Here is a 23,576-nt window from a genome sequence, read left to right on the forward strand (position 1 = left end):
CTAGTCCTGATAGCCCTTGATCACGTCGTCCGCGATCAAGGCCAGTGAGGTTGGGCTGGCGGCCGTGACGTACCAGGCCTGTGGGTCTACGAACACCACGCGGCCGTGTTTCCAGGCGTTGGTCTGGCGCAGCAGGGGGTTGTCCAAGCTGTCTGCCGTCATCATCGGGCGGTGCTCCATCACGGCGGTGCGGTCCACTACATAGAGGATGTCGGGGTTGGCCTGCTGGATAAACTCGCTGGAAATCGGCTGGCCATGCAGGCCGGTATCCAGCGTGGTAGTGGCCGGCTTGACCCCCAGGTCGTTGAAGACGAAGCCGTAACGCGATTGCACGCCGAAGGCACTGAAGGCGCCGTTGTTGTGCAGCACCACCAGCGCCCGCTCCGGGCGGTCGCGGGTGACGCTGCGCGCCTGGGCCAGCCTGGCCTCCAAAGCGTCAACCTTGCGCTGGGCGAGGTCGTGCTTGCCGAACACTTGGCCAAGGCTGACCAGGTGCTGCCTGACCATGGCGACATGCCCGGTTTTGCTGTCGCGGTAGTCCACATCGAAGTGCAGGGTCGGCGCCATTTCGCTCAGTTCGCCATAGTGGCTGGCCTGCAGCGAGGTGATCAGGATCAGGTCAGGCCGCGCCGCATGCACCCGCTCCAGGTTGGGCTGCACGATCGAACCGACATCTGCCGTTTGCCCGGCATCCTTGTAGCGTGCAAGAAAGTCCGGCACGAAGTCCTTGGGCATGCCCGCCACGGGTACGCCCAGTTGGTCAAGGAAGTCCACTTCGTTCATGTCCAGCGCTACTACGCGCTGTGGCAATTGACTGATCACGGTAGTGCCCAGCTTGTGCTGCACGGTAACCGGCGTGTAGTCGCCATGCTGCGCTGTTTTAACGGTTGCCGCCGTGGTTGCCGTGGGCTCGTTGCAGCCGTGCAGGGCGAGGGTGGCACCTAGCAGAAGCGCCAATGGCCAGCGGCTGGTGGCGTGGTTGCGGTTCATTGCTGTTCTCCGGGTGGGTTGAAGTAATTGCACAGGCGACCGCCCGCGCCGTGGGTGATTTCGAAATCCATCCCGTACAGCGCATGCAGCTGTTGCTCGGTGACCACCTGCTCGACGCTGCCGCTGCAATGCACCCGGCCGCCCTGCATGGCGACGATGCAGTCGGAGTAGGCAGCTGCGAAGTTGATGTCGTGCACCACCAGGATCACCGTGCGGCCGAACTCGTCACATAGCCGGCGCAGGGCGCGCATGATCTGCACAGCGTGGCGCATGTCGAGGTTGTTCAGCGGCTCGTCGAGCAGCAGGTAGTCGGTCTGCTGGGCGATGGTCATGGCCAGAAACGCCATTTGCCGCTGGCCGCCACTGAGTTCATCGAGGTAAGCCTGGCGCAGCGGCTCCAGGGACAAGAATGCAATGGCCTGGTCGACGGCCCGGTGGTCTTCAGTGGTGAGTGCACCGTGGCTGTAAGGGAAGCGGCCGAACTCGACCAGCTCGTTGACGGTCAGGCGCAGGTTGAAGTCGGTCGACTGGCGCAGGGTGGCGATGCGTCGGGCATAGTCGCCAATGGCAATGTTGCCGATGCTTTGGCCGTCCAGGCGTATATCACCGCTGTCGGGCGCCAGTAGCCGGGCCAGCAGCATCAGCAAGGTGGTCTTGCCGGCGCCATTGGGGCCGATCAGCGAGGTCAGCTGCCCGCGCGGGAAGCTGGCGCTTACACCGCTCAGCACCGCCTTGCTGCCGTAGGTTTTGTGCAGGTCGTGGACAGTAATCATGCAGCTCCCCGGTTGCGCACCATCAGGGCGAGGAAATAGGTGCCACACACCAGGTTCACTAGGATGCCGACGGTGGTCCTGTAGTTGAAGACATGCTCGACCAGCAATTGGGCGGCAATGAACACCGCGACGGCCACGGCGCTACCGAGGGCCAGGGTGGCGCGGTGGCGGAAGGTGCCGGCCATGGCATAGGTGATATTGGCGACGAATACGCCCATGAACGCTGTGGGCCCCAGCAGGCTGGTCGACACCGTGACCAGCGCTGCAATCAGCGCCAGCAACAGGCTCACGTTTCGTCGGTAGTCCACACCCAGCGAGATGGCTTGGTCACGCCCGAGTGCGAGCACGTCCAGCACCGGTACGGCCCGGGCCATTAGCACGCACAAGCCCGCCACCAGCACCCCCGAATACAACAGCAACTGCGGCGATGCCCGGTTGAACGAAGCCTGGGTGTAGCCCAGCAGCATCGAAAACTCGCCGGGGCTGACTTTCAGCTGGACGAACTGGGTGAACGTGGCCATGACCATGGTCAGCACCAGGCCGACCAGCAGCAGGAAGTGCACGTTGCTTTTGCCATCGCGAAACAGCCAGCGGTGCAGAGCCCAGGAGTAGCCGAGCATCAGCAGCACCGAGAGCAGGAAGTTACCGTCACTGCCGAGCACGGTCAGCCCCTGCACGCCCATGCCCAGCACCAGCAGCGCCTGCAGCAGCAGGTACACGGCCTCGTAGCCCATTATCGCCGGTGTGAGGATGCGGTTGCCGGAAAGGGTCTGGAAGGCGATGGCTGAGCAGGCTACGCAGACGCCGCCGATCACCATGGCCGCCAGACGCACAAGGCGCTTGGGGATGAGGTAGGCGAAGTCCGCCCCGGCGTTGACGAATACGAACAGCGTGGCCAAGACAACAACGGCCAGCCACACCCAGTGTCGGCCTTTCATCGCTGCCTCCAGATGATCAGCCCTAGGAACATCAACCCGCCCAGGCCGCCTGCAGTCAGGCCGATGGGTACTTCGAACGGGTAGATCAGCAGCCGCCCGAGCAGGTCGCAGACCAGCAGTAAGGCCGCACCGCCCAGTGCCACCAGTGGCAATGTGCGGCGCAGGTTGTCGCCATGGCGCAGGGCGACCAGGTTGGGCACCACCAGGCCGACGAAAGGGATGGCGCCGACGATGATCACACTGGCCGACACCGTCACTGCCACCAGCAGTAGGCCCAACGTCACATTGGCGGTGTAGTTCAAGCCCAGGCTGGTGGCCATGCCTTCGCCCATGCCCAGCACGGTGAAGCGCTGTGCGTACAGGTAGGTGAGCAGCACAATCGGTACGATCAGGTAGAGGATTTCGTAGCGGCCCTGCACCACCTTGGAAAAATCACCCAGCAACCAGCCCTGCATGCTTTGCAGCAGGTTGAAACGGTAGGCGTAGAACTCGGCCAGCGCACTCAGCACGCCGCCGTACATCAGGCCGATGACTGGCACCAGCGCTGCGTTGCGGGCGCGTATGCGGCGGATGATGGCGACAAACAGCAGGCTGGCGGCAAAGCACACGGCCAGTGCGAACAGCATGCGCAGCAGTGCCCCGGCCGCGGGCGCCAGGCCAAGCGACAGCAGGATGCCCAGGCGCGCGGCATCGAGCCCGCCGGTGGTGCCCGGCTCGACGAAGCGGTTGCGCACGATCTGTTGCAGGATCACCCCGCATACCGCTAGCCCGACCCCCACCAGTATCAATGCAACCAGGCGAGGCAGGCGGCTTGCGGTCAAGGTCAGCCACGCGTCGCCTTGCAGGGTAAGCAACTGACCCCAGGCAAGCTCACGAACGCCGACCGCCAGTGAGGCCACGCACAACAGCAGGGACAGCATGAGCCATGCAACACGCATCACTCGTGTTCCACCATGGGTGCCCCGATGCGCCAGCCGCTGGCGGCATGGCGCTGTTCGAGCATGCGGGCATAGCGTCCGCCATTGGCGCGCAGTGTTGCCGGTGCGCCTTGCTCGACAACCCGCCCGGCGTCCAGCACCACGATATGGTCGGCCATGGCCACGGTGCTGAGCTGGTGCGCGATGACCACCAAGGTGCAATGCCCACGCAGGCTGTGCAGGGTTTGGGCAATCACAGCCTGGTTCTCGGCATCGAGGGCGGCGGTGGCCTCGTCAACCAGCATTACTGGCGCTTGCCTGATCAGCGCACGGGCAATGGTGACACGCTGGCGCTCGCCACCGGAAAGCCGCGCACCGCCTTCGCCCACGGGGTTGTCGAGGCCCCCAGGCAGCCGTTCGAGGGTGTGCGCCAAGCCGGCCATGTGCGCCGCTTGCAGTACCTCGGCGTCGCTTGCATCGGGTTTGCCAATACGGATGTTGTCGGCGATGCAGCCCTGGAACAGCCAGGTATCCTGCAGCACCTGGCTGACTGTGTCGGTCAGGCAGGTGTGGGCGATCTGCCGCACGTCGACGCCGCCAACCCGCACACTGCCTTCGGTGGTATCGAAGAACCGTGCAATCAGGCGCATCAGCGACGTCTTGCCTGAGCCCGAGGCGCCGATGATGGCTGTCATGCTGCCTGCGGGGATGTGCAGGTTCACGTTCTGCAGCACGTCTGGGCCGGCCGGGCTGTAGCGCAAGCTCACCCCTTGCAAGTCGATTGCGCCGTCCGCTGGCCGCTGAGGCGATGCAGGTTCTGATAATGGCTCGGCTGCCAGGATCCGTTCGATTTCCTGCAAATGGCTATGTGCCCCGCGCAGGATCTCGACATGGTTAGTCACGTCCTGCAGGGGGTCGATGAAGCGGCAGACCAGCGCCAGTGCCACGATCACCGCCACTGCGTCCTGCGCCTGGCCACCCGCCAGGTTGCCGAACCACGGGCCGGCGGCTACCAGCAGTGCCGCGAACGTTGCCTGTACGGCCCAGCTGTTGAGCAGTGCTGACAGCGAAGCACGAATGATCAGGCCCATGCCGCTGCTGCGCTGCTGCTCCAGGCTTTGCGCCAGCAAGCGCGTGCCACCGCCAGCCCCATTGAAAGCCCGCAGCACTGACTGTGCCTGGGCAAACTCGACCATACGCTGGCTGGCGGCGGCGAAGTGCTGGTGAAAGGCCTGATCGGCGCGGCGCCCCAGGCGTGCGCTGAACAGCAGCACTGCAACCAGAGCCGGCAGCGCCAGCAGGGCGATCAGGCCCAGCGGGGGGTGCAGGATGAAAAGCGCTACCACCAGTACCAGCGCCGTGACGCTGCCACTGATCAAGGGCGTGAGCACATGGGCTGGCAGTTGCGCCACGGCCATCGTGCCCTGGGTGATTACATGCCCGAGCCGGGCAGTGTTGTTGGGGGTGAACCAACCCAGAGGCAGCTGTGCCACATGGGCGCCAATGCGCTGGCGGCCGCCTTGCAGCACCGCTACCGCCAAGCTTATGCCAGCCTGTTCCACCCGGCGTCGCCAGGCCCAGCACAGCAACATGCCGGCAGCGAGCCCGGCCAGCCAGGCACTGGCAGCGCGTATTTCGCTGTTCAGCAGGTGCAGCATGATCGGCGCCAGCGCACTGATGGTCAGGCCACTGAATACCCCGTACAGCACGCTCATCAGCAAATAACGGCGCCAGGCCGGGGCGCTTTCGCCCAGCAGTCGAACGAAGGTTTTCAGCATGCTGGCAGCGCCTTTTTCACGGTGTCCTGATAACCACCCTGCGCCCACAGTCGTGCATAGAGGCCGTTGCGGGTGAGCAATTCTGTGTGGCGCCCTTGTTCACACAGGGTGCCTTGGTCCAGCACCAGGACCTGGTCGGCATGCATCACCGTATCCAGCCGGTGGGCGATGACCAGCAAGGTACGACCCCGGGCGAAACGCGACAGGGCATCCTGGATCGCTGCCTCGCTTTCGGCATCGGCGGCTGCAGTAGCCTCGTCCAGAATCAGCACGGGTGGGTCGAGCAGCACGGCGCGGGCTATGCTCAGGCGTTGTTGCTCACCCCCGGACAATTGCGCGTCCTCGCCTACCACCGAGTCATAACCACGGGGCATTTGCAGGATGCGTGCGTGAATGTTGGCCAAGCGCGCAGCCGCTTCGACTTGTTCGCGGGTTGCAGTCGGTCGGCCCAGGGCGATGTTGTCGACCACGCTTGCATGGATCAGGCGCACCTCCTGCAGCACAAAACCTATGCGTCGGTACAGTTCGCGGCTTTCGATCTGCTTCAGGTCGACGCCGCCCAGGGTGATGCGCCCGGCATCGGGGTCGAAGAAGCGAAGCAGCAGGCGCGCCAGGGTTGACTTACCGGCGCCAGAGGGGCCGACGATGGCGGTGGTGGTGCCGGGGGCCAAGGTGAAGCTGACGTCATTGAGCACGTTGTTGCCGGGGGCGTAGGCATGACTTAGATGCTCCACGCGTACTTCGCTGCCGTTGGGCAGGCTGCCAACCGCCGGGGCCGACAGCACCGGGGTGTCCAGCAGGGCCTGTACACGCTGGGCCGCCCCCACCGCGTTGTTGAGGTCGTGGGTGATGTAGTGCAACAGTTGCAGCGGCGCGCACAACCCAGGTGTGACCAGGGCAAAGGGCAGTATCTGTAGCGGCTCAATCCAGCCGAAGGTCACGAACAGCATGCCAGCCAGCAACACCACGCTCAGTACCGTCACCGGGGCGATCAAGGCATTGGCCCGAGCCATCGCCGCAACCAGTGGGCGGGTGAAACCGGTGAAGGTGTCGGCAAAGGCCTCGACCGCTGCACGGTAGCGGTCCTGCGCGTTGCCGCGCCCGCCGAATGCTTTGACCAGCGGCATGCCATTAACGAACTCGACCACCGCGTTGTCGATGCGCCCCATGCCCGCAACCACATCCCCCATATGCGCGGCGCTGGCCTTGATGGCCCGGTGCAGAAACAGGAAGAACGCCGGAAAGGGCAGCAGCACGACCACGGCAAGGCGCCAGTCCATGGCGAACAGGTAGGCCACGGAAATCAGCACGGCGCCCACGGCGCGGCCCAGCGTGGTGAAAAAGTGCGCGGTCAGGCTATGCAGTGTGCCGATGTCGTCCTGCATGGCCCGCTTCACTTCGCTTGATGCCCGCTCGCTGAACCAGCCGAGCGGTACTTGCATCAGGCGCTGGCCGATCGCAACGCGCAGGTGATGGGTGATGCGATTGTCGGCCTGGTGCGCCAGCATTTCGGCCGCGGTGATCACGGCCATGCCGATGAAAAGGCTGGCGATGCTGGCTGCAATGGTCCTGCCAATGGCGCCCGATGTGGCTGGTTCGCTCAACGCCAGGTGTGCGATGTGCGCAATACCGGCCAGCGGTACCAAGGCCAGCATTGCACCCGCAGCGGCCAGCACTGCCGACACGGCCAACCGCCCACGAATGGGGGAGAGCACACGGCTGAGCGGGCTGCGGGCTTTGCTTGTTGAAGGGGTGGCATGGTCAAGCGGCGTTGAAGAGTCAGACATGAAGCGGGCCTGGAAAGCTGCAAGTTAATTAGTTGCATGACTATAAACTAATTTGCGAAAACCCGACAAGACAGCTACAAGACTGTCTTCACAAAGCCTGGAGTAACCGATGCAACCACCACAACGCACGCCCGGACGCGGTCGCCCTCGCACCATCACCCGTGAACGGATTGCTGACGTAAGCGTCGTCATCGGTCTGCCCAACCTAACCTTCGTTGGTGTGGCCGCTGCGTTGGGCGTAAGCCACATGGCGCTGTACAAGCACGTGCCGAACATCGAAGCACTCAAGTGCCTGGTTGCCGAGGAGATCTTCCAGCGCTGGCAGATCCCGAGAGCGGAAGATGCAGGCGACGAAGGCCTGCAGGCTTACCTCATGCGCTTTGCCATTTCCGTGCAGGCCTTCGTCAAGGCGCACCCGGGGCTGACGCCGTATGTGATCCGTCGACTAGCGGCGACTGACGCGATGATTGGCAAGATCACCGAGCATCAGGCACACATTGCCCAAGCCTATGAATTGAGTCTGGAGCAGTCCCGCTCATTGCTGTCGACAGTGGCGTTCCACGCATTTGCGGTGGCCGATACGGTGTACACAGTGACTGGGCGCGAACCACTGTTAGGTGCTGATAGGGTGGTGGAAGAGTCGGAGATGGAAGTTGAACTATTTGAAGGTATGAAGGCGCTAATTATTGGTGCATTGGTAATTTGGGGAGCGTCGAACGGGTGAACGTACGTCTCGAGTACCAAGGGTGATGGTGATGGCTTAGTTTAGGTTGCCACGGTAACCATTGCTCTCGCAGTGGGTGCATTGGATCGATAACGGTTGGTCATGGCTGACTGTTATCGACCCGAAGCTGCCGGTCTGTAACGTTACTTCTCGCGCATGGTCTGTTAGCAGAGGCGTTGTTGCATATCTCTAAGTCGGATGTTCTGGTATAGAAATACCCCTACCCAAGTCACGGACGACGACCATGCAGATACGCAAGATGACTCAGGAAGACCTGCCAAGCGCCAACGCCCTGTGCTTGGAGGCGTTCATGCTAGCGGTTGCGCCATCGCTGTCGGCCCAGGGCGTGGAAACCTTCGCAAAAGTGGTTGCTCAGAAGGCGTTTGCCGAACGAATGGTAAGTGACAACCTGATGCTGGTTTGTGTCGCGGAGGGAACCCTGGTCGGGCTGATCGAGCTGAAGGAAGGGCGCCATGTGGCGATGCTGTTCGTTGCGCCGGCCTGGCAGCGCCACGGCGTTGGGAGGCGCTTGATGAATGCGGCTCTGGAGCAGGCCAGGACCAATGTAGTAACAGTTAGAGCGTCGCTATCTTCAGTGGCCGCTTATGAACGTTACGGTTTTGCGTTGGCAGGGGAAGTGGGCGAGCTTGCCGGGCTGATCTACCAACCGATGGAGAAGCGGTTGACCATTTGAAGCGCCGTCTACGACCCAGGCTGCTGTTCTTAATGACTTCAAATGGCCGTTAGGGGCCTTGCGCCAAGGGCCGTAATGGGTCGAAAGCGGTCGGTCGCGATCAGCTACCTGCGACCTGTAGCCGGTCAGCGGCGACACAGGCGCGGACGTTGTAATCGACCACTCGCTTGACGTTTACCCATACCCTCATAGGTTCTCCAGTCATTGATGTTGGGGCGGCGGGCAGGGGGGGCAACGACGGCAGCGCAGTATTGGCGGATGGGGATCGTCCGTTTCGAGTAGCGGGGTGAATCAGGGGGAGCCGGGCTGGGAGGCGCAGGCATCGAGGTCTTCGAGAAACGCCTGCAGGATGGGTGGGCGAGATACGCCGCGGCGGGTGACCACATCGAACGGCGAGCAGAGGTCCAGCAGGCTGGCACCCAGGCGACGCATGTCGCCCGTCTTGATCCATTGCTCGGCGAAGTGCACTGGCAAGAAGCCGATATAGGCGCCGGAAATGATCAGGATCGCCGCTGCCTCGATGTTCTCCACGGTCGCATCGGCCTTGGTGATGCCCAACTGCTCCAGGTCGTACTGCTGCATGTAGCCGCGGACCACGATCCGGCTCTGGCGCACGTCCTCCATCAGCCGACCGTTGATCGCGTTGCTGGCGAACAGCGGGTGGCGCCGGCCACAGTAGAGTCCCAGGGCCTCGTCATACAGCGGCTGGTAGGACAACCCCGCGACCCGCAATGGGAAGTGGCCGATGGCCAGGTGCAGCCTGCCGTCGAGCACGCGCTCTTCGAGTTCCGCCGGGGCACCGATACAGATGTGCAGGTGGGCATCGTGCCCACGCGAAACAAAGCGCTGGGTGGTGCGCGGCAGGGGCGAGACGGGGTCGGTCAGGGTGGAGTCGATGATGCCCAGGTTGAGCTTGCCGCTGATGTGCTGCTTGAGCACGTCGGCGTCCATGCAGAAGCTCTCAACGGCACTGAGCAGGCGCAGGGTCGCTTCATGGATGGCCACCCCTTGCTCGGTCAGGCGAAAGCCACTGCGCCCGCGCTGGCAGAGCTTGACCCCCAGGCGGGTTTCCAGGTGCGACATCTGTTCGCTTATGGTCGACTGGCCGGCATTGAGCGCGGCCTGTGCCGCAGAAAAGCCGCCGCACCTGACGATCGTGGTGAATACCCTGAGCAGTTTAAGGTCGACATCGTGCAGCTGGATCACCGTAGCCTCCCGGCCGCGATGGCGGCGCCCGCCACTTCGGCGCAAGAGCCGCCAGACGTGTTCAACCACAACCTGGAAACCGTGCCGCGCCTGTACCGGGCGGCACGGCCGGGCTCGGACTTCGAGTGGTCGTTGGACCTGCTGGAGCGCTTCAAGCAACGCCTGCCGGCGGTACCGACAAAGTCCGGCCTGATGCTCGGCCTGGGCGAGACCGATGCCGAGGTGGTCGAGGTGATGCAGCGCATGCGTGAGCATCAGGTTGACATGCTGACCCTGGGGCAGTATTTGCAACCGTCCCGCAGCCACCTGCCGGTGCAGCGCTTCGTGCACCCTGACACCTTCGCCATGCTTGCCGAGCAGGCCTTGGCGATGGGGTTCAGAAACGTGGCCTCCGGGCCGCTGGTGCGCTCGTCTTACCACGCTGACCGGCAACTGCAAGCAGTTTAAGGGTTCAGATCACCATCATTCGCGGTAAGTGCCTTTTTGCTTGGCGGCGTGAACCGCGAGTGCATCCATGAGTGGGGGGCGACAAGCAGTCGTAAGGTTCCAGGCCAAGTACACGCAGACGCTCGCGAATTGCCGCCATCTGTGCCGGTGGCGTGCCGCTTTCGATCACCGAGGACACGAAAGCGGCAAATGCCAGGATGAGGCCTTAGTTCACCATCACTTCGTCCAGTGCCTGCTCAAGGGTGCTGACCGTGCGCTCGATATTGTGCAGTTTTTCGAGCCCGAACAGTCCGATGCGGAAGGTCTGGAAGTCGGCCGGCTCGTCACATTGCAACGGCACTCCGGCGGCTATCTGCAGGCCGTGCTCGACAAATTTCTTACCGCTCTTGATATCGGCATCATCGGTGTAGCTCACCACTACGCCCGGGGCCTGGAAGCCGGCTGCGGCCACGCTCTTGATGCCTTTGCCGGTCAACATGGCGCGCACCCGATCGCCCAGAGCCTGCTGTTCGCCGCGGACTTTGTCGAAACCGTAGGCTCGCATCTCGTTGATTACTTTGTTAAATCGCGCGAGAGAGTCGCTGGGCATGGTCGCATGGTAGGCATGCCCGCCCTGTTCGTAGGCCTGCATGATCTGCAGCCACTTTTTCAGGTCGCAGGCGAAACTGCTGCTTTGCGTCTGCTCGATACGCTCCAGGGCCAAAGCACTGAGCATCACCAGGGCGCAGCAAGGGGAGGCGCTCCAGCCTTTCTGTGGAGCGCTGATCAGCAGGTCGACTGCGCATTTTTGCATATCAACCCATATCGTGCCTGAGGCGATGCAGTCGAGCACGAACAGGCCGCCCACCGCATGCACAGCGTCGCCGACGGCCCGCAGGTAATCGTCGGGCAGGATAATCCCGGATGAGGTTTCAACGTGGGGGGCGAAGACAATCTGCGGCTTGTGCGCCTTTATCGCCGCCAGCACTTCGTCCAGAGGGGGCGGAGCGTAGGCAGCCTGGCGACCAGTGTCGACTGGTCGGGCTTTCAGCACCGTGGTGGCCGCCGGGATGTTGCCCATCTCGAGGATCTGGCTCCAGCGATAACTGAACCAGCCGTTGCGTATCACCAGGCATTGCTGACCGGTGGCAAACTGGCGCGCTACCGATTCCATGCCGAATGTACCGCTGCCGGGCACTACCGCAACAGCCTGGGCGTTATAGACCTGTTTCAGGGTACTGGAAATGTTCTTCATCACGCCTTGAAACGTCTGCGACATGTGATTGAGCGAGCGGTCGCTGTACACCACCGAGTACTCGACCAGCCCCTCAGGATCAATGCTGGGATAAAGCTTCGACATGGGTGACTCCTTTGGCAGAGATGTCATTGGTATCGACCCTGTACTTAGCCTTGTCAAATGCCAAGATTGACCGGCACTGATGAAATCCATGTAATACCGCGGCGCCTGCTTCGCGGCTGAAGCCGCTCCCACACGGGGGGCATGGCGTTCTTGCCGGCCAAGCGTGAAAGCCTTGATCCATAGCGCCTGGGCCATTTGCGCGATGAGGTGTTGGGGATCGTGCTCAGAGACTGTCCGGATCCCCAAAAAAAATTTGACCATTCATTTAAATCAATAAGTTATGAATAGAAAAATGATTTTGTACCCCCAGATGTACCCTTGTTTGCAGCAGTTGCGAGTGGACAACAGTGGACGCCTCGAGGAGGTGGACTAGTAGGTGTTCCCCCTCGTTAAGGCGCGCAGCTTATGGCTTGGACTCGCGCCAGTCGCTACGCGCAGCTGCAATCAGCGCATCCCAGTCATCAGGAGGGTAGCCGCGGCCCAATATCTTCTCGAATACGGCGTAGGGATCGGATTTGCTGCCTGCAGACCGTAGGGTGTTTTCGTCGTTGATCCATGTATAGACGATAACCTTGGACCTTGAGTCGTAGCGAAAGAACAGGCGAAAGCGCCTGCCGATTTTGGCCCGCCGTCAATGTCGGTAGGCGGTGCCCAGCCTGTTGCCTTGGCGAAACTCATCACGGCCCTGGTCGGTAGGCACAGCCTCCATGATGAGATGACTCAATGCCCGAAACAGCTTCACGTTGGCGTTGCTTTCAAAACCTTGCGGGTCGTTCTGCTCAGCCCGGGCGGCGGCTTCTTGCAATTTGCGTAGCTGTAAAGTCACACCTTCATGGAACAACAGTGTCCAGCCATGTCGCAGCATCAGATCGCGACCTCACCGTCGATATCTTCGTCCAGACTTACCCGGTGGTCCGCATTAGCGAGCATGGTTTGCGCCAGGTCGTCCGGGAGTGTGGTGACGTTGCGTCCGCTTCGGATATCCGCCTCCAGCAAACTCAGGAACGCACCGATGGCGGGGTCTTCATGGATGGCTTCTACGCGGCTGACCACGACGTCCCCGGCGCGTACGTCGAATGCAATTTTTTGACACCGGTGTCAACACCCAAAAGCTGGCGAACGGATTTGGGCAGTGTGGCCTGCCCCTTCGAGGTCAATGTGGCGATTTCGTGGATGGGCAGGCATGAGCGCGCTCCCGAAAGTATTGATTGGATGGTTAGGAACAGTCCTTACATGGTCAATCTTGGTTTTCTGCTGATCAAGCATAGGCGGGGCGGACGCTCGGTAGCGCCGCAGGAGTAGTTACACCATCTCCCGGGACACGACCCATCAGTTTTCGTGAACGTACATGAGCTGTCTGAAATCCTGCTCGACAGCCTTTCTGGCCTCATGCATTTGGTATTCCACTTTCTCGAACAGTTTTTGCAAGTTAGGCGTTTCTCCTTGTCCCAGTGACTCGCCTGAACGCATGGCTACTCTGGACTGATCCAATGTTTTTGCCGCTGCGACATAAAAGCTGGAGATCTTTTCTGAGGTCTTCCTTGAGAAATAGATTTTGTTTTTTTCGTAGCTTTCAACAAAGGCATCGAATTTGGGTAATGCAAATTCATAGGCCTGTTGGATTGACGGTCGTTTCCTTCCGAAATAATCCGGGCGGATAGTGTCGTATATCGCTTCATGAAGATCGACGAGCAGCTTGTAGCATTCGTCGATGAACATAGCTCTTTTCTCGATCAGCTTGGCATGGCCCAGTTGCACCGCGTGACGTTCGATTTGTAATTCATGCTCAAGGCATTGTGTCTGACGAGCGTGTTCGGTTTTGAGCTGCTCTATAAAAATTTCGTTGCGGGCCTTCTCTTTCGAATTGATCCGGTCCCTCCAAACATTGCCCAGCCATGCGGACAAACCGGCAATGGTGACGCCGCTACTGATCAGGCCAGTTAAAGAGTTGAAAAAATCATCCATGCTGCATTGCTCTCTTGCAAAAAAATGGTTGAAAAAGTAGCGCTCATCAGACTTTCTTCGGCCCTCAGATATGCCCCCAATGTAGCAATCCACTGGAAGTGAATGGCGCTCCATGGTTTGTGGAAAGGCAGAAATGATCAACTGAACAGCCTGCCCGACGACGCCCAAAGACTCTCAGGGGCGCCGCAAAACATTTTTACATGGCTCTACGGTGGTTTAAGACCATAAAAACTAATAATGCCCTCAGTTTTGCCCCCAGATACACAGGGTACGAGAGCCCTCGCAACCGGCGACTTCTCACGGACTCCAGTATGGCAGTTGATGGCTTTCGGTATAATCCCTCATTGGATCTGGAGGTAGGGTGCAGGGCTCATCAAGGACAAGCTAATCCGCTCTCGTAGCAATCGCCCAATGCAGCTGTTCAGGGTATATGTTGACCCTGGGCAAACGATGCCGGTACGGGGAGAGACAGGGTGGCTGCTCACCACCGAAACGTCGGTGGCGGCGACAGTAGGAACATGCCGTTTAGATTTCCAGGCTTGGCTGTTTGATCAATAAGGGTTTAAACCTCTGCTTCCCAGGGGCGGCGCACGAATCGGACATAGACGCCCAAGGCGTCAACTGGTGATGAGTATTTCCTTATCCCGACGTCGGAGCTGATTAGAAGGATCGGTGCACTCGGTTTCGCGGGGACCTCAGTCACCAACCAAGGGGCGAGGCTTTGCACAGGCCGGTGTAGGAATGCTGTTTCGCGCCGTAGCCCCATTGCCTCACGTACGTTCTCCTTCGAGGAACTGCGCACGTCTTTGCAACTGATGCCCGCAAAGACCTGCAAGTGAGACGGACGCTCTCCCGCGCCAGGTTCAAGTACACAGACGTCAAGCTCGTGTCGGGCCTGGCGGGGGGCGTTTCCCGGAGATCCGCCGTTATGCGCCCAGCTCAGCGACTCAAACTCGACCGACGTCCAAGCTTCCCCTACTGGTCGGCCAACGGCATCGAGCAGATCAAAGTGTGAGAACCTCTGGCGATCAGCTAGAGCTGGTTTACTCGCCACAATCACCTCAGACGCTTTACCTCCTTTGGAGGGTGGCCGATGAATGATTGACCCTTTAGGGTGTGCACGCCGAAATACCCTCAGCAAACGAGCTAGAACCAGCATTTCGTACAGCTTATCGCGGGTCATCGCTTGTAGTTGCAGAGGGGGAGGCGCTTTCGCGGCAATATCGAAGAGCGCGCCCACAGCTTTGACCAAGTCAGGTGCTGCCGGTTGGTTCTTCTTATTTTTTTTGGTGCTTGCCGCCAGGGGTGATGGAGTCGTACTCATAAATCCTCCTTGGTCTCTCGTGGGAGAAATTTGAGCAACGCTTCACGTAACGCAATTTGCTGCTTCGTCGGGCGCCGTCCAAGGTTATGTCGTAGGTTGGTTTTTCGGTTGCCGACGCGCATATGCATTGACTCGACCTGCTGGTCGCGTGCGAGCAACTCGTTGAGTTCGCGGCGAACTGCTTGTTCGGTTCCGCTGTTCACCGGAAAAGCGAGCACCATCAGTAACGACAGGGCCTCTTCAAATCGCTCTTTGGTCTCGCTGCGCCTCGCGGATTCCGCGTAGCCGCTGCTTGTCCTATTACGCTGTGGCTCCTCTCCAAGGGGCTCATCAGGCTCGACTGGCGCGCTGAGCTTGGCCAGCTCCATGAACTGGTGCACCAATGGTCCCTCATACGTGCAAGCTCGTCGATGTATCTCGCGAAGTGCCTGTTCCAGGTCTTCCCCACCTTGTAATGTGATCTGCATGTTTCCTCCATGATTGTTTCAGTGTCGCGGGTCAGACCGCTAGGCCGTATTTTTTCAGAGACGACTGTGCGACCTTGACTCATCCACTGATGTCTCGAACCTCTGTCCTGCTGGCTCGGCAACCAGGTTTAACGCAGTATCGAGTCAGACTTAGTCTCTGAAGCAGCGCTGCTGAGCAGCCAAATCAGCGCAGGGGATTGCTTGACGTGTTCTGCCATGGTTGTCATTGCAACCTTGAGAGGCGGGATAGTCGACACCACGACATCGTAATTCTCGGCAGGCTGTAAGCGAACGCCAATGATGACACTTTTGTCTTCTTGTTCGCGGGCATAAGCAATAAAGCCATTCTCCAACGGATGCACATATTCTCCAGTCCGCACGTCGGGATAGTTCGGGGCCTTGTGGAAATCACTTCGTAGTGCAATGACTTTGGTCACGGCCTTGAAGGCCGGGCTGAAGTTGTCGGTTAGGTAGTCGAAGCTCATGGCAAATAGCACGCTAATGATAAGAGCACCTGCACCATGGAACATGATCATACTGCGCGATTGTTTGAATTTAGCCTGAAAGTCGAGGAGCGCGGCCAAGCGGGTCATATGTTGCCAAGTTGCTTCGAATGGCAGGCTGATCATCGCGATGACCATGATCAGCACTGCTGTCAGACCAAGGAGTATTGCCACCACAAGCAGCCACGATGGAATATAGAACAGTAACGCGAGAAAGCCGACTGTCAGATCAAAACTTTGAGGGGGCAGCCCTAACGTCTCGGCAACCGCGAAACGCGCGCATGCTGTGGATATCAGCAGTGCAAGCAGATGCATAATGATGAGGGGCATTTTGGCGAATGGCTTATCCCATGCTGTATGGAGCCAGCGGGCGAAAGGGATGCACCAGGCAATGAATCCGCAGATTATCAATGCAGCCGTGACCGTCGTCCCGATGGTAAGCGCGGATATGCCTGTGTATTGGGAAGCTGCCATCGTGATGAGGTACGTAACTACCGAGGCGAGATAGAACCGTTGGGATACGGAATATTGCTGCAATTTGGCGAGCAGTTTTACTTTCAGAGCTATCATTTTCATCCTTGAACTTCTTTTCAGTGCTTCTAGAATCCATGCGGATAGCAATGCTTGGCCGCCTTGATGTACGTCCTGTTCTGCCAGTTGAGGTGGATGACCCCTAGGCGGCCCATCAAACCCCCACGAGTTCAGTTTATTTATGTGGGCACGAATGACGAATCAATCGGCTGGCAGACAATTCGCCACTTCCCGCGTACGCCGTCTTCGACCCAAGTGCCATCCAGCACATTCGAGCCTTCGAAGCGGTGCAGCGTTGCTTTGCCGTCGAAGCCTTCTGCTTGCAGTTCGTAATGCCCCGGGCCTTTTGCCTGGCCTCGGTATTGCCAGGTCTGCCCCGCGTCGTCATAGGATACGGTGATAAACTCGATGTCGATCGTAACCTTGCAGGGTTGATCAAACGACGCGGCACTGCTGGGGCGGAAGGTGTCCATTTTGGCGTACATGTTGGCGTCCTTGTAAAGATATGAGGAGCTGTTCAGGGCAGCAGCCAAATGCTGTTTGGGGTGGTGGACCGGATGCCGACTGCCTGGCACTGCTCCAGAATCGGCAGAATGTAGGTGATGTTGGTACGGCCCGGCTTGCCTTCTGCTCTGTAACGAGCCGCTTGGCAAAGTGGGCCGGCTTTTTCGTACGTATGGTTGGAGCTGATTTCCACAGCCTGTGCTTGGCCGAAATGATTGTTACCGGCGAGGTAGTCCAACGTTTGCTGGAAAGCTGCTCGAGTCAGCACCAACTGCGAGTCTTCCGATCCGGTCTCAATCACAACGCGATTTGCATCAACAGTCACGATACGGAAGCGGGCGCTACGCGACGGTGTTTGCAGTTCCTTGCCTTGCAGGCGGCTGACCAATGCCCAGAGAGTGTTGTCGACTTGAGTGATGTGCTGCATGGGATAATTCCTTCGTTGCTGAACGGACGCTAGCTTTAGCCTGAAGCGACTTATGGAATCTTGATACCCAACGCATTCAGCGATGGCGTATCCATCCGGCCATTCACGGTCAGCCCACTGTCCATCTGAAAGGCCATCAACGCACCACGTGTCGCCTTGCCCATCACCCCATCAATGGTGCCTTGGTAATACTGGCGCACCATCAGCGCGGTCTGCACACGGGTTACCAGGTTGCTTTTCTGCTCCTTGGTCGCGCGTTTCTTTGAAGTGTTCGAATTTGTCCCGCTGGTAGTGCCAGACGACTGATAAAGGCTGTTGCTGCTTGACGTGCTGCTCGAAGCACTCGGCGCGCTGTAGCTTCGGGTGCTGGTAGCGGGTGGGCTGTAGTAGCGAGGTGCGCGATAGCCACCCGAGCCGCTGTAGTGAGAACTGTGCGAACTGTGGGACCGGTGTGAACTGTGTGAGCGATGTGCTGCATAGATGTTCACGGTGTCTGGCGCATTGAGCGTATCGGCAAATACCGGGGGCTGTAGCTTGTCGTTGGGTTGCCAGTTCGCCTCGGCGAGCGACAGATTGCCCGCCTGTGCCAGGGTGGTACCTGCCATTGGCAGCAAGCTGATCCCACTGATGAGGACTTTCCAGCGGTCGAGCAGTTTCACTGTGCACTCCTTGCATAGGCGCTAAAGGCCTCGGTCGATAGTCGTTGTACGCCGCGGCTCTGCCATCGGACGGTGTGGGATTTGAAGAAGCCAGAGCAATGCTTGACGGCAGCGCATTGCTGGCAGGTATCGATGAACAAGTTCTTCCAGTCCGAGATGCTCTGGCGGGCGAAACGCGAGAGGTGGGCCGGGATCAGGCACAGGGGCAAGTTGTAGATCGAAACCAGCACTCCCCGGTTAAACAGGAAATACACGGCCTGGCTCAACGACTCTTGATAGTCCAGCGGGTCAACCCATAGTTCTTCGTAGTTCTTCCTGGCCAGTCCGGTACTTTCGATACCCATCAGCGCAACATGCCGCACGAAGGGCAGGTTCCTGAACACATAATGAGCAAGTTCGGGTAAGCGTGGCGTGGTCAGGCGATTGAGCACCACGCGTATCTCGATGATCTGGTTGGCGCGCGCCAGGTTGTAAAGACCTTGCAGGGTTTCGCTGAACGCGCCTGGAGCCTGTACCACATGGTCATGGTCTTCGGCATTGTCGGCATACAGCGGGATGCCCCAACTCAACTGAGGGTGGCCGATGGCAGAGAGCGCTGCGATCCAGCTCGGGTCTTGGAACAGACGCCCGTTGCTGAGCACATGGATGGATTTCTGCGGCAAAACGGCTTTGCACTTGGCCAGGATTTCCAGCAGGCCGTCGCGATAAAGCGTTGGCTCTCCGCCGCTGATTCCCAGATTTTCCTCGCCCGGGTCCATCAGGTCGATTAGCCGTAGGTTCTCCTCGATGTGCCAACGGTCATCGATATCTTTGGGCGGCTGCGAGCACATCAGACAGAGGCTGTTGCAACGATCGGTCATGAACAGCAGGTTGCTGTCTGAGCCTCGTCGATAGAGCACTCGCACCAACGCGTTGCCTGGTGTGATGGCAATGACATCGCCAGGCTGCACGACATCCGCATCTTTGGGGGTGTGCAGGTATGGCCGCGCGCTGTCGAAGTCGCCGATCAATGGCTCCGGGATCAGGAATCCACCCACTGGTAATGAGAGCAGATGCGGGCTCCGTAGCCGTTCTTCGTTTGGCAGCCAAAGCAGCAGGTCACCGAACTCAGCGCTTCCGGCACAAACAGCCAGGCCTTGTTCGATGAACTCATCCAGTGTGATGACCTTGAGCAGTTTCGGCTCATTCAGGTGATGGATTTCGAAGTGGGTATCTTTGCGCAGCATCGCCATCAGCCTCTGTAACCCGGGAACCGGACATCGCTGTAAGAGCGCCTGTTCAACCAAGACAGCAGCACCCTCTGCACGTTGTCGTCGCCATCGCAAAGCAGGCCGAAAAGATGCTTCAGCAGCCCCATATTCTTCTTGCAGAAGCTGCTGAACACTCGGTGTCCGATCGGGTCAGCTTGGCGGGCATAGTGTTCGACGGGGTCAGCACCACAGTACGGGACAAGTGCGCAATCGGAGCAGCCCGGCAGCGCCTCTGCTACACCACTGGTGAGCAACGCCTTCATAACGGGCGATGCGAGTAGTTCAGACAAGGGTTGCTGCACGGTGCCGAGTCTCAAGCCGTCTTCACCCATCTCCAGCAACATTCGGGCTTCGTCCGAGGGATAGACGTAACCGTCATAGTTGTAAACCAGCGCCGCAGTGCCTGCGCCAGCAGGGGAGCGCAGGTCTACATAGCCAGAGGAGAAGGGTGTCAGGATATTCTTCAGCAACAGGCTCGTATAACTCTCTGAGAGGTATACGCCCTGTTGGTTGATACGCAGCAAATAGGCCAGTGCCTTCTTGTAGAAGGCCAGGTATCGCTCAATAGGGTAATCAAGTCGATGGGCACTCTTGGTGGCAAACCCATAAGGGCTCAGAGGCCGAAGCGAAATGCTGGAGAAGCCCTGGCTTACATACTCATCGATGATCGCTTCAGGTTGTTCGAGGCTTCTTGAAGTCAGCGTGGTCAGCGCGGAAACTGCATCATGGCCAAGGCGCTCACGGACCCACTGGATGCCTTTTACAGTGCGTTCGTAGGAGTCTCGTGACGGGGTAGGGCGGTTGGCATTGTGTAAGGGCGCCGGCCCATCGAGCGAAGTCGAAAACTGGATGCGATTTTGTTCTGCGAAGTCGAGTATTTCCTCCGTCAGGTGGTGCAGCGTGGTGGTGATGACGAACTGGATATCCCTTTGTTCGACCACGTTCCGTTCAACGACCCATTCGACAATCTGGCGGACGCGCTCGAAGGCCAGTAGCGGCTCGCCACCCTGAAACTCCACAGTCAAGGCGGGAGCGTTCGATTCGAACAGGCGATCGACCGCCGCCTGTGCATCTGCTTCCGATAGATCGTGGCCGGATCCTCCCAGAGGGGCCCTCGATACCTGGCAGTACTGGCAGGTGTGGTTGCAGCGCAATGTAACCACGAACAAGTGCAGTGCAGGGCCCTGGAAGAGGAAGTCCTTTCGGCTCCGATATTGCGCGGCCATTTCCGGGAACGGATCGTGGCGGCCTGGTTCGTAGATGAAGTGGCGGGCCAGCAGGTCCTTGTAAAAAGGCGTACTTGCTTGAACGTCGAAGTAACTGAGGGCTCGTAATTGCGCGTCGTTCACGTGCATGTACTCACCGGTATCGGAGGTGAGCAGGATGTCACGGTCATTTCCCGTGTTCATGCGCATGAATCGAAAAGGCAGCAAGCGGTAGTGCTTGGCGTCTGTCGCAATCAGTGTCACTGGGAAATCCCACATCCAGCGAGCGCGGCTCGGGCCAGGACTTCGCGCAACCCTACTGTTTCGCGGTTGATATGGTCGCGTAGGGCGAAGTCGTTCAGATGCTGAAGGATCAGCGAGTGAGCTTGCTCCGGGGAAAGCGTTAGCCTTGCTTCAGCGGGGTGGGCCGTGAGGCTTATCTGATTGGCTTCAATACCGACCTGGATCGTGACAGTGTCGGCCAGGGAATAAGCGGCGCGTTGCACCACGCTGAGCGGGTAGGCTGCACTGTCGAGTTTCAGCGTGACTGGCCATGTCATCGGAACCGGTCCTTCAAATCCGTTGGGAGCGTGTGGATTTTGCCGGTTGACGAGGCATTATGCCATCATAATTTTTTACATTTGCACGCATTTGTCCAGCGTGGCGGGTGGTGAGCTCACTACGGCTCGGTCATTGAGACGGGGTAGGGTCGCGGGTTCATATCTCCCTCAGTCCACCCATCGCCATCTATAACCTGCTTGGCCTCAGGCTGAGGGCATCCTTTTCAAACCATCCATAGCATGCCCTCAAATATGCCCCCCAATGTAGCAATCCACTGGAAGTAAATAGAGCTCCATGGTTTGTGGAAAGGCAGGAATGATCAGCCGAACAGCCTATCCGGCGGCGACTAGAGACTCTCAGGGTCGCCAAAGAACATCTGAATCCGCGACCGCAACCACCGCTCTGCCGGGTCATTGTCCTGCGCCCCGCGCCAGGCCATGTGCAGCTCGAAACTGCGCACGTCCAACGGCAGATCCTCGGCCCGCAACCCACCCGCCGCGGTCAACGCATCCGCCGTGTAGTCCGGCACCGTAGCGACAATGTCGGTGCCCGCCAGCAAGCTCCCCAGCCCGTTGAACTGCGGCACCGCCAGCACCACATGGCGCTTGCGGCCAATCTCTTCCAGCGCCTCGTCGATGAACCCCGACAGGTCCCCGGCAAACGACACCAGCGCATGCGGCCGCGCGCAGAAGTCGTCCAGGGTGATGGCGCCGGGCACGCTGTCGGCGCGCAGCAGTTTCGGCATGCTGCGGCGCAGCACCTTGCGCTTGGCGTTGGCTGGCAGCTCGCTGGTGTAGCTGACCCCCACCGAGATCTCGCCCGAGGCCAGCAGCGTCGGCATCAGCAGGTAATTGACCCGGCGCACCACCAGCACGATACCCGGCGCTTCGGCGCGAATGCGCTTGAGCAACTGCGGCAGCAGGGCGAATTCGGCGTCGTCCGACAGGCCGATGCGGAACACCGCATTGCTGGTGGCCGGGTCGAATTCGGCGGCGCGGCTGACGGCGGTGGAAATCGAGTCCAGCGCCGGGGACAGCAGGGCGAAGATCTCGTGGGCCCGGGCCGAGGGCTCCATGCTGCGGCCGGTACGCACGAACAGCGGGTCGTCGAACAGGTTGCGCAGGCGTGACAGCGCCGCGCTGATGGCGGGCTGGCCGAGGAACAGTTTTTCCGCGGCACGGGTCACGCTGCGTTCGTGCATCAGCGTTTCGAACACGATCAGCAGGTTGAGGTCTACGCGACGCAGGTCGTTTCGATTCATCGGTGAGCTTCGCCTGAAGTGGGGCAGAGGTGAATCTTAAGGCCAAAGGCTGGTACCCTGCACGGGTTTAGGGGGACCAATCGCAGGTAAAGTCAGGTGCCCAATCGATGACAGGCATGTCGACTATTAATGACCACTGATGGTCTAACCGGCAAAGCCCGGATAAAGTCCGTGGTAATTAGAGGTTCACAAAGGCGAGGTATGCGATGTCCCGCATGATCCGTTTCCACAAGTTCGGCGCTGCCGATGTGCTCCGTTGCGAGGAGCAGGCCGAACCGTCACCTGCTGCCGACGAGGTGCAAATCCGCGTCGAGGCGGTTGGCGTCAGCTGGTATGACGTGCTCTGGCGCCAGAACCTGGCACCGTCCCAGGCGCGCCTGCCGGCGGGGATCGGCCACGAGATGGCCGGGGTGGTGACCGCGGTCGGTGAAGGGGTCGAGGATATTGCGGTGGGTGACCGGGTTGCCAGCTTCCCGGCCACCAGTGCCAACGACCACCCGGTGTATGGCGATGTCATCGTGCTGCCGCGTTCGGCAATTACCCGTTATCCGGATGTGCTTACCCCGATCGAGGCCAGCGTGCATTACACGCCGCTGCTGATCGCGTATTTTGCCTACGTCGACCTGGCCCGGGCGAAAGCCGGGCAGACGGCGCTGGTCACCGATGCCAGCCACTGCGCGGGCCCTGCCTTCGTGCAACTGGGCAAGGCCCTGGGGCTGAAGGTGTTCGCCGCCACCAAGGAGCCGGAACAGCGTGAGTACCTGCTGGGCCTGGGCGCCGACAAGGTTATTGTCACCGAAGAGCAGGACCTGCTGCTGCAGGTTGGCAAGTACACCGATGGCCGTGGTGTGGACATGGTCCTGGATGGCATGGGTGGGCCGCAGATGTCGCTGCTCGGCGATGTTCTGGCACCGCGCGGCAGCCTGGTGCTGTATGGCCTGCAAGGCGGGAATCAGACGCCATTCCCGGCTTGCGCGGCGTTCCAGAAGAACATCCAGTTCTATGTGCACTGCATCGGCAACTTCACCGGCAAGCCGGAGCTGGGTATCAGCCAGGACCAGGTGGCGCTGCAGCGCGCCTTGCGCGATATCAACCAGTTCACTGCCGACCAGTTGCTGACACCACAGATCATCAAGGTTTACCCGTTCGAGCAGGTGGTGGAGGCGCATCGCTACATGGACCAATGCCCATGCGGCGGGCGCGTGGTGCTGGACATGGCGCAACACTGACAGCGGTCTGCGTCATCAGGAAGCCCGGGCAGTGTCCCGGGTTTTTTGTGCCTGGTACATCATGATTGATGTTCAAAAAAGGAAATTTCCTACAATA

21 protein-coding genes and 4 pseudogenes are annotated in these 23,576 nt (G+C 59.8%); 4 read left to right on the forward strand and 21 right to left on the reverse strand.

All coding sequences use genetic code 11. The annotated features are described in order from the left end of the window. The 6 genes from RR51_RS06115 to RR51_RS06140 are packed head-to-tail and all read right to left on the reverse strand — an operon-like array spanning nucleotide 1 to nucleotide 7,183. The gene (locus RR51_RS06115; RefSeq protein WP_039612928.1) at nucleotides 1-990 is read right to left on the reverse strand and encodes a siderophore ABC transporter substrate-binding protein; all 990 of its coding nucleotides are present in this window, start codon (nucleotides 988-990) and stop codon (nucleotides 1-3) included. Continuing rightward, a complete protein-coding gene (locus tag RR51_RS06120; RefSeq protein ID WP_039612929.1) occupies nucleotides 987-1,763 on the reverse strand; it encodes an iron ABC transporter ATP-binding protein in 777 nt (258 codons plus the stop codon). The genes RR51_RS06115 and RR51_RS06120 overlap by 4 nt, the downstream gene beginning before the upstream one ends. Next, a complete protein-coding gene (locus tag RR51_RS06125) occupies nucleotides 1,760-2,701 on the reverse strand; it encodes an iron chelate uptake ABC transporter family permease subunit (protein ID WP_039612930.1) in 942 nt (313 codons plus the stop codon). The genes RR51_RS06120 and RR51_RS06125 overlap by 4 nt, the downstream gene beginning before the upstream one ends. Continuing rightward, nucleotides 2,698-3,639, reverse strand: coding sequence for an ABC transporter permease (locus RR51_RS06130; RefSeq protein ID WP_039612931.1), 942 nt, complete (start codon nucleotides 3,637-3,639; stop codon nucleotides 2,698-2,700). The genes RR51_RS06125 and RR51_RS06130 overlap by 4 nt, the downstream gene beginning before the upstream one ends. Continuing rightward, nucleotides 3,639-5,396 (reverse strand): ABC transporter ATP-binding protein, encoded by a 1,758-nt coding sequence (locus RR51_RS06135; protein ID WP_039612932.1) that lies wholly within the window; start codon nucleotides 5,394-5,396, stop codon nucleotides 3,639-3,641. The genes RR51_RS06130 and RR51_RS06135 overlap by 1 nt, the downstream gene beginning before the upstream one ends. Beyond that, the gene (locus RR51_RS06140; protein ID WP_039612933.1) at nucleotides 5,390-7,183 is read right to left on the reverse strand and encodes an ABC transporter ATP-binding protein; all 1,794 of its coding nucleotides are present in this window, start codon (nucleotides 7,181-7,183) and stop codon (nucleotides 5,390-5,392) included. Before RR51_RS06140 ends, RR51_RS06135 begins: the two co-directional genes overlap by 7 nt. Before the next feature lie 109 nt (nucleotides 7,184-7,292). On the opposite strand from RR51_RS06140, the gene RR51_RS06145 reads away from it, so the two are divergent. Both RR51_RS06145 and RR51_RS06150 read left to right on the forward strand, forming a co-directional pair. After that, complete coding sequence (locus RR51_RS06145) at nucleotides 7,293-7,907, forward strand: TetR/AcrR family transcriptional regulator (protein WP_039612934.1); 615 nt, start codon at nucleotides 7,293-7,295, stop codon at nucleotides 7,905-7,907. A gap of 244 nt (nucleotides 7,908-8,151) precedes the next feature. Beyond that, entirely contained in the window at nucleotides 8,152-8,601 is a 450-nt protein-coding gene (locus RR51_RS06150; protein ID WP_024086858.1) for a GNAT family N-acetyltransferase, read from the forward strand. A gap of 291 nt (nucleotides 8,602-8,892) precedes the next feature. On the opposite strand, the gene RR51_RS06155 is transcribed toward RR51_RS06150, so the two are convergent. Then, entirely contained in the window at nucleotides 8,893-9,807 is a 915-nt protein-coding gene (locus tag RR51_RS06155; RefSeq protein ID WP_039612935.1) for a LysR family transcriptional regulator, read from the reverse strand. Between the two features lie 36 nt (nucleotides 9,808-9,843). Between RR51_RS06155 and RR51_RS06160 the strand changes: the two are divergent. Then, nucleotides 9,844-10,254 (forward strand): annotated as a pseudogene (locus RR51_RS06160) (radical SAM protein); the annotation flags it as partial. A gap of 15 nt (nucleotides 10,255-10,269) precedes the next feature. On the opposite strand, the pseudogene RR51_RS28935 reads toward RR51_RS06160, so the two are convergent. From RR51_RS28935 to RR51_RS06230, 14 genes and pseudogenes are all read right to left on the reverse strand, one after another. Next, nucleotides 10,270-10,444: pseudogene (locus tag RR51_RS28935) on the reverse strand (S-(hydroxymethyl)glutathione synthase); the annotation flags it as partial. A gap of 15 nt (nucleotides 10,445-10,459) precedes the next feature. Continuing rightward, the gene (locus RR51_RS06165; protein WP_039612936.1) at nucleotides 10,460-11,593 is read right to left on the reverse strand and encodes an aminotransferase class V-fold PLP-dependent enzyme; all 1,134 of its coding nucleotides are present in this window, start codon (nucleotides 11,591-11,593) and stop codon (nucleotides 10,460-10,462) included. A gap of 403 nt (nucleotides 11,594-11,996) precedes the next feature. Then, a pseudogene (locus RR51_RS06170) lies at nucleotides 11,997-12,458 on the reverse strand (type II toxin-antitoxin system YhaV family toxin). After that, nucleotides 12,458-12,774: pseudogene (locus tag RR51_RS28940) on the reverse strand (type II toxin-antitoxin system PrlF family antitoxin). The pseudogenes RR51_RS06170 and RR51_RS28940 overlap by 1 nt, the downstream one beginning before the upstream one ends. Nucleotides 12,775-12,922: 148 nt before the next feature. After that, nucleotides 12,923-13,558 carry a hypothetical protein gene (locus RR51_RS06180; RefSeq protein WP_039612938.1) on the reverse strand — a complete coding sequence of 212 codons (636 nt, stop codon included), beginning with the start codon at nucleotides 13,556-13,558 and terminating at the stop codon, nucleotides 12,923-12,925. A gap of 1,320 nt (nucleotides 13,559-14,878) precedes the next feature. Then, nucleotides 14,879-15,349: a hypothetical protein gene (locus tag RR51_RS06190; protein ID WP_039612940.1), complete on the reverse strand. Its 471-nt coding sequence runs from the start codon at nucleotides 15,347-15,349 to the stop codon at nucleotides 14,879-14,881. Nucleotides 15,350-15,477: 128 nt separating this feature from the next. Continuing rightward, entirely contained in the window at nucleotides 15,478-16,428 is a 951-nt protein-coding gene (locus RR51_RS06195; protein ID WP_236693255.1) for a hypothetical protein, read from the reverse strand. A gap of 134 nt (nucleotides 16,429-16,562) precedes the next feature. Then, nucleotides 16,563-16,868, reverse strand: a complete 306-nt coding sequence (locus tag RR51_RS06200) for a hypothetical protein (protein WP_039612941.1) — start codon at nucleotides 16,866-16,868, stop codon at nucleotides 16,563-16,565. 32 nt (nucleotides 16,869-16,900) lie between these two features. After that, entirely contained in the window at nucleotides 16,901-17,314 is a 414-nt protein-coding gene (locus RR51_RS06205) for a hypothetical protein (RefSeq protein WP_039612942.1), read from the reverse strand. Between the two features lie 50 nt (nucleotides 17,315-17,364). Beyond that, nucleotides 17,365-17,973: a His-Xaa-Ser repeat protein HxsA gene (hxsA, locus tag RR51_RS06210; protein WP_039612943.1), complete on the reverse strand. Its 609-nt coding sequence runs from the start codon at nucleotides 17,971-17,973 to the stop codon at nucleotides 17,365-17,367. Beyond that, nucleotides 17,970-19,205 carry a His-Xaa-Ser system radical SAM maturase HxsC gene (gene hxsC, locus RR51_RS06215; protein WP_039612944.1) on the reverse strand — a complete coding sequence of 412 codons (1,236 nt, stop codon included), beginning with the start codon at nucleotides 19,203-19,205 and terminating at the stop codon, nucleotides 17,970-17,972. Before hxsC ends, hxsA begins: the two co-directional genes overlap by 4 nt. Continuing rightward, a complete protein-coding gene (gene hxsB / locus RR51_RS06220) occupies nucleotides 19,205-20,692 on the reverse strand; it encodes a His-Xaa-Ser system radical SAM maturase HxsB (RefSeq protein WP_039612945.1) in 1,488 nt (495 codons plus the stop codon). The genes hxsC and hxsB overlap by 1 nt, the downstream gene beginning before the upstream one ends. Next, nucleotides 20,689-20,988 (reverse strand): His-Xaa-Ser system protein HxsD, encoded by a 300-nt coding sequence (hxsD, locus tag RR51_RS06225; RefSeq protein ID WP_039612946.1) that lies wholly within the window; start codon nucleotides 20,986-20,988, stop codon nucleotides 20,689-20,691. The genes hxsB and hxsD overlap by 4 nt, the downstream gene beginning before the upstream one ends. A gap of 347 nt (nucleotides 20,989-21,335) precedes the next feature. Beyond that, on the reverse strand, nucleotides 21,336-22,250 hold the full coding sequence (locus tag RR51_RS06230; protein WP_039612947.1) for a LysR family transcriptional regulator: 915 nt from the start codon (nucleotides 22,248-22,250) through the stop codon (nucleotides 21,336-21,338). A gap of 206 nt (nucleotides 22,251-22,456) precedes the next feature. Here RR51_RS06230 and RR51_RS06235 point away from each other — a divergent pair, with 206 nt between their 5' ends. Next, nucleotides 22,457-23,479 (forward strand): zinc-dependent alcohol dehydrogenase family protein, encoded by a 1,023-nt coding sequence (locus RR51_RS06235; protein WP_015270146.1) that lies wholly within the window; start codon nucleotides 22,457-22,459, stop codon nucleotides 23,477-23,479. The last annotated feature ends 97 nt before the right edge of the window (nucleotides 23,480-23,576 follow it).

The sequence above is a fragment of the Pseudomonas sp. C5pp genome, assembly GCF_000814065.1.
In the GTDB taxonomy this organism is placed as follows: Bacteria; Pseudomonadota; Gammaproteobacteria; order Pseudomonadales; family Pseudomonadaceae; genus Aquipseudomonas; species Aquipseudomonas asiatica.

Bases quoted from the DNA above. Each gene is read 5' to 3' on its own strand.
- RR51_RS06235 (WP_015270146.1), top strand. From the start codon at position 22,457: ATGTCCCGCATGATCCGTTTCCACAAGTTCGGCGCTGCCGATGTGCTC.
- RR51_RS06205 (WP_039612942.1), bottom strand. From the start codon at position 17,314: ATGCAGCACATCACTCAAGTCGACAACACTCTCTGGGCATTGGTCAGC.
- RR51_RS06230 (WP_039612947.1), bottom strand. From the start codon at position 22,250: ATGAATCGAAACGACCTGCGTCGCGTAGACCTCAACCTGCTGATCGTG.
- RR51_RS06200 (WP_039612941.1), bottom strand. From the start codon at position 16,868: ATGTACGCCAAAATGGACACCTTCCGCCCCAGCAGTGCCGCGTCGTTT.
- RR51_RS06135 (WP_039612932.1), bottom strand. From the start codon at position 5,396: ATGCTGAAAACCTTCGTTCGACTGCTGGGCGAAAGCGCCCCGGCCTGG.
- RR51_RS06130 (WP_039612931.1), bottom strand. From the start codon at position 3,639: ATGCGTGTTGCATGGCTCATGCTGTCCCTGCTGTTGTGCGTGGCCTCA.
- RR51_RS06165 (WP_039612936.1), bottom strand. From the start codon at position 11,593: ATGTCGAAGCTTTATCCCAGCATTGATCCTGAGGGGCTGGTCGAGTAC.
- hxsC (WP_039612944.1), bottom strand. From the start codon at position 19,205: ATGGCGATGCTGCGCAAAGATACCCACTTCGAAATCCATCACCTGAAT.
- RR51_RS06140 (WP_039612933.1), bottom strand. From the start codon at position 7,183: ATGTCTGACTCTTCAACGCCGCTTGACCATGCCACCCCTTCAACAAGC.
- RR51_RS06150 (WP_024086858.1), top strand. From the start codon at position 8,152: ATGCAGATACGCAAGATGACTCAGGAAGACCTGCCAAGCGCCAACGCC.
- RR51_RS06195 (WP_236693255.1), bottom strand. From the start codon at position 16,428: ATGAAAATGATAGCTCTGAAAGTAAAACTGCTCGCCAAATTGCAGCAA.
- RR51_RS06120 (WP_039612929.1), bottom strand. From the start codon at position 1,763: ATGATTACTGTCCACGACCTGCACAAAACCTACGGCAGCAAGGCGGTG.
- hxsD (WP_039612946.1), bottom strand. From the start codon at position 20,988: ATGACATGGCCAGTCACGCTGAAACTCGACAGTGCAGCCTACCCGCTC.
- RR51_RS06145 (WP_039612934.1), top strand. From the start codon at position 7,293: ATGCAACCACCACAACGCACGCCCGGACGCGGTCGCCCTCGCACCATC.
- RR51_RS06115 (WP_039612928.1), bottom strand. From the start codon at position 990: ATGAACCGCAACCACGCCACCAGCCGCTGGCCATTGGCGCTTCTGCTA.
- RR51_RS06190 (WP_039612940.1), bottom strand. From the start codon at position 15,349: ATGCAGATCACATTACAAGGTGGGGAAGACCTGGAACAGGCACTTCGC.
- RR51_RS06125 (WP_039612930.1), bottom strand. From the start codon at position 2,701: ATGAAAGGCCGACACTGGGTGTGGCTGGCCGTTGTTGTCTTGGCCACG.
- RR51_RS06180 (WP_039612938.1), bottom strand. From the start codon at position 13,558: ATGGATGATTTTTTCAACTCTTTAACTGGCCTGATCAGTAGCGGCGTC.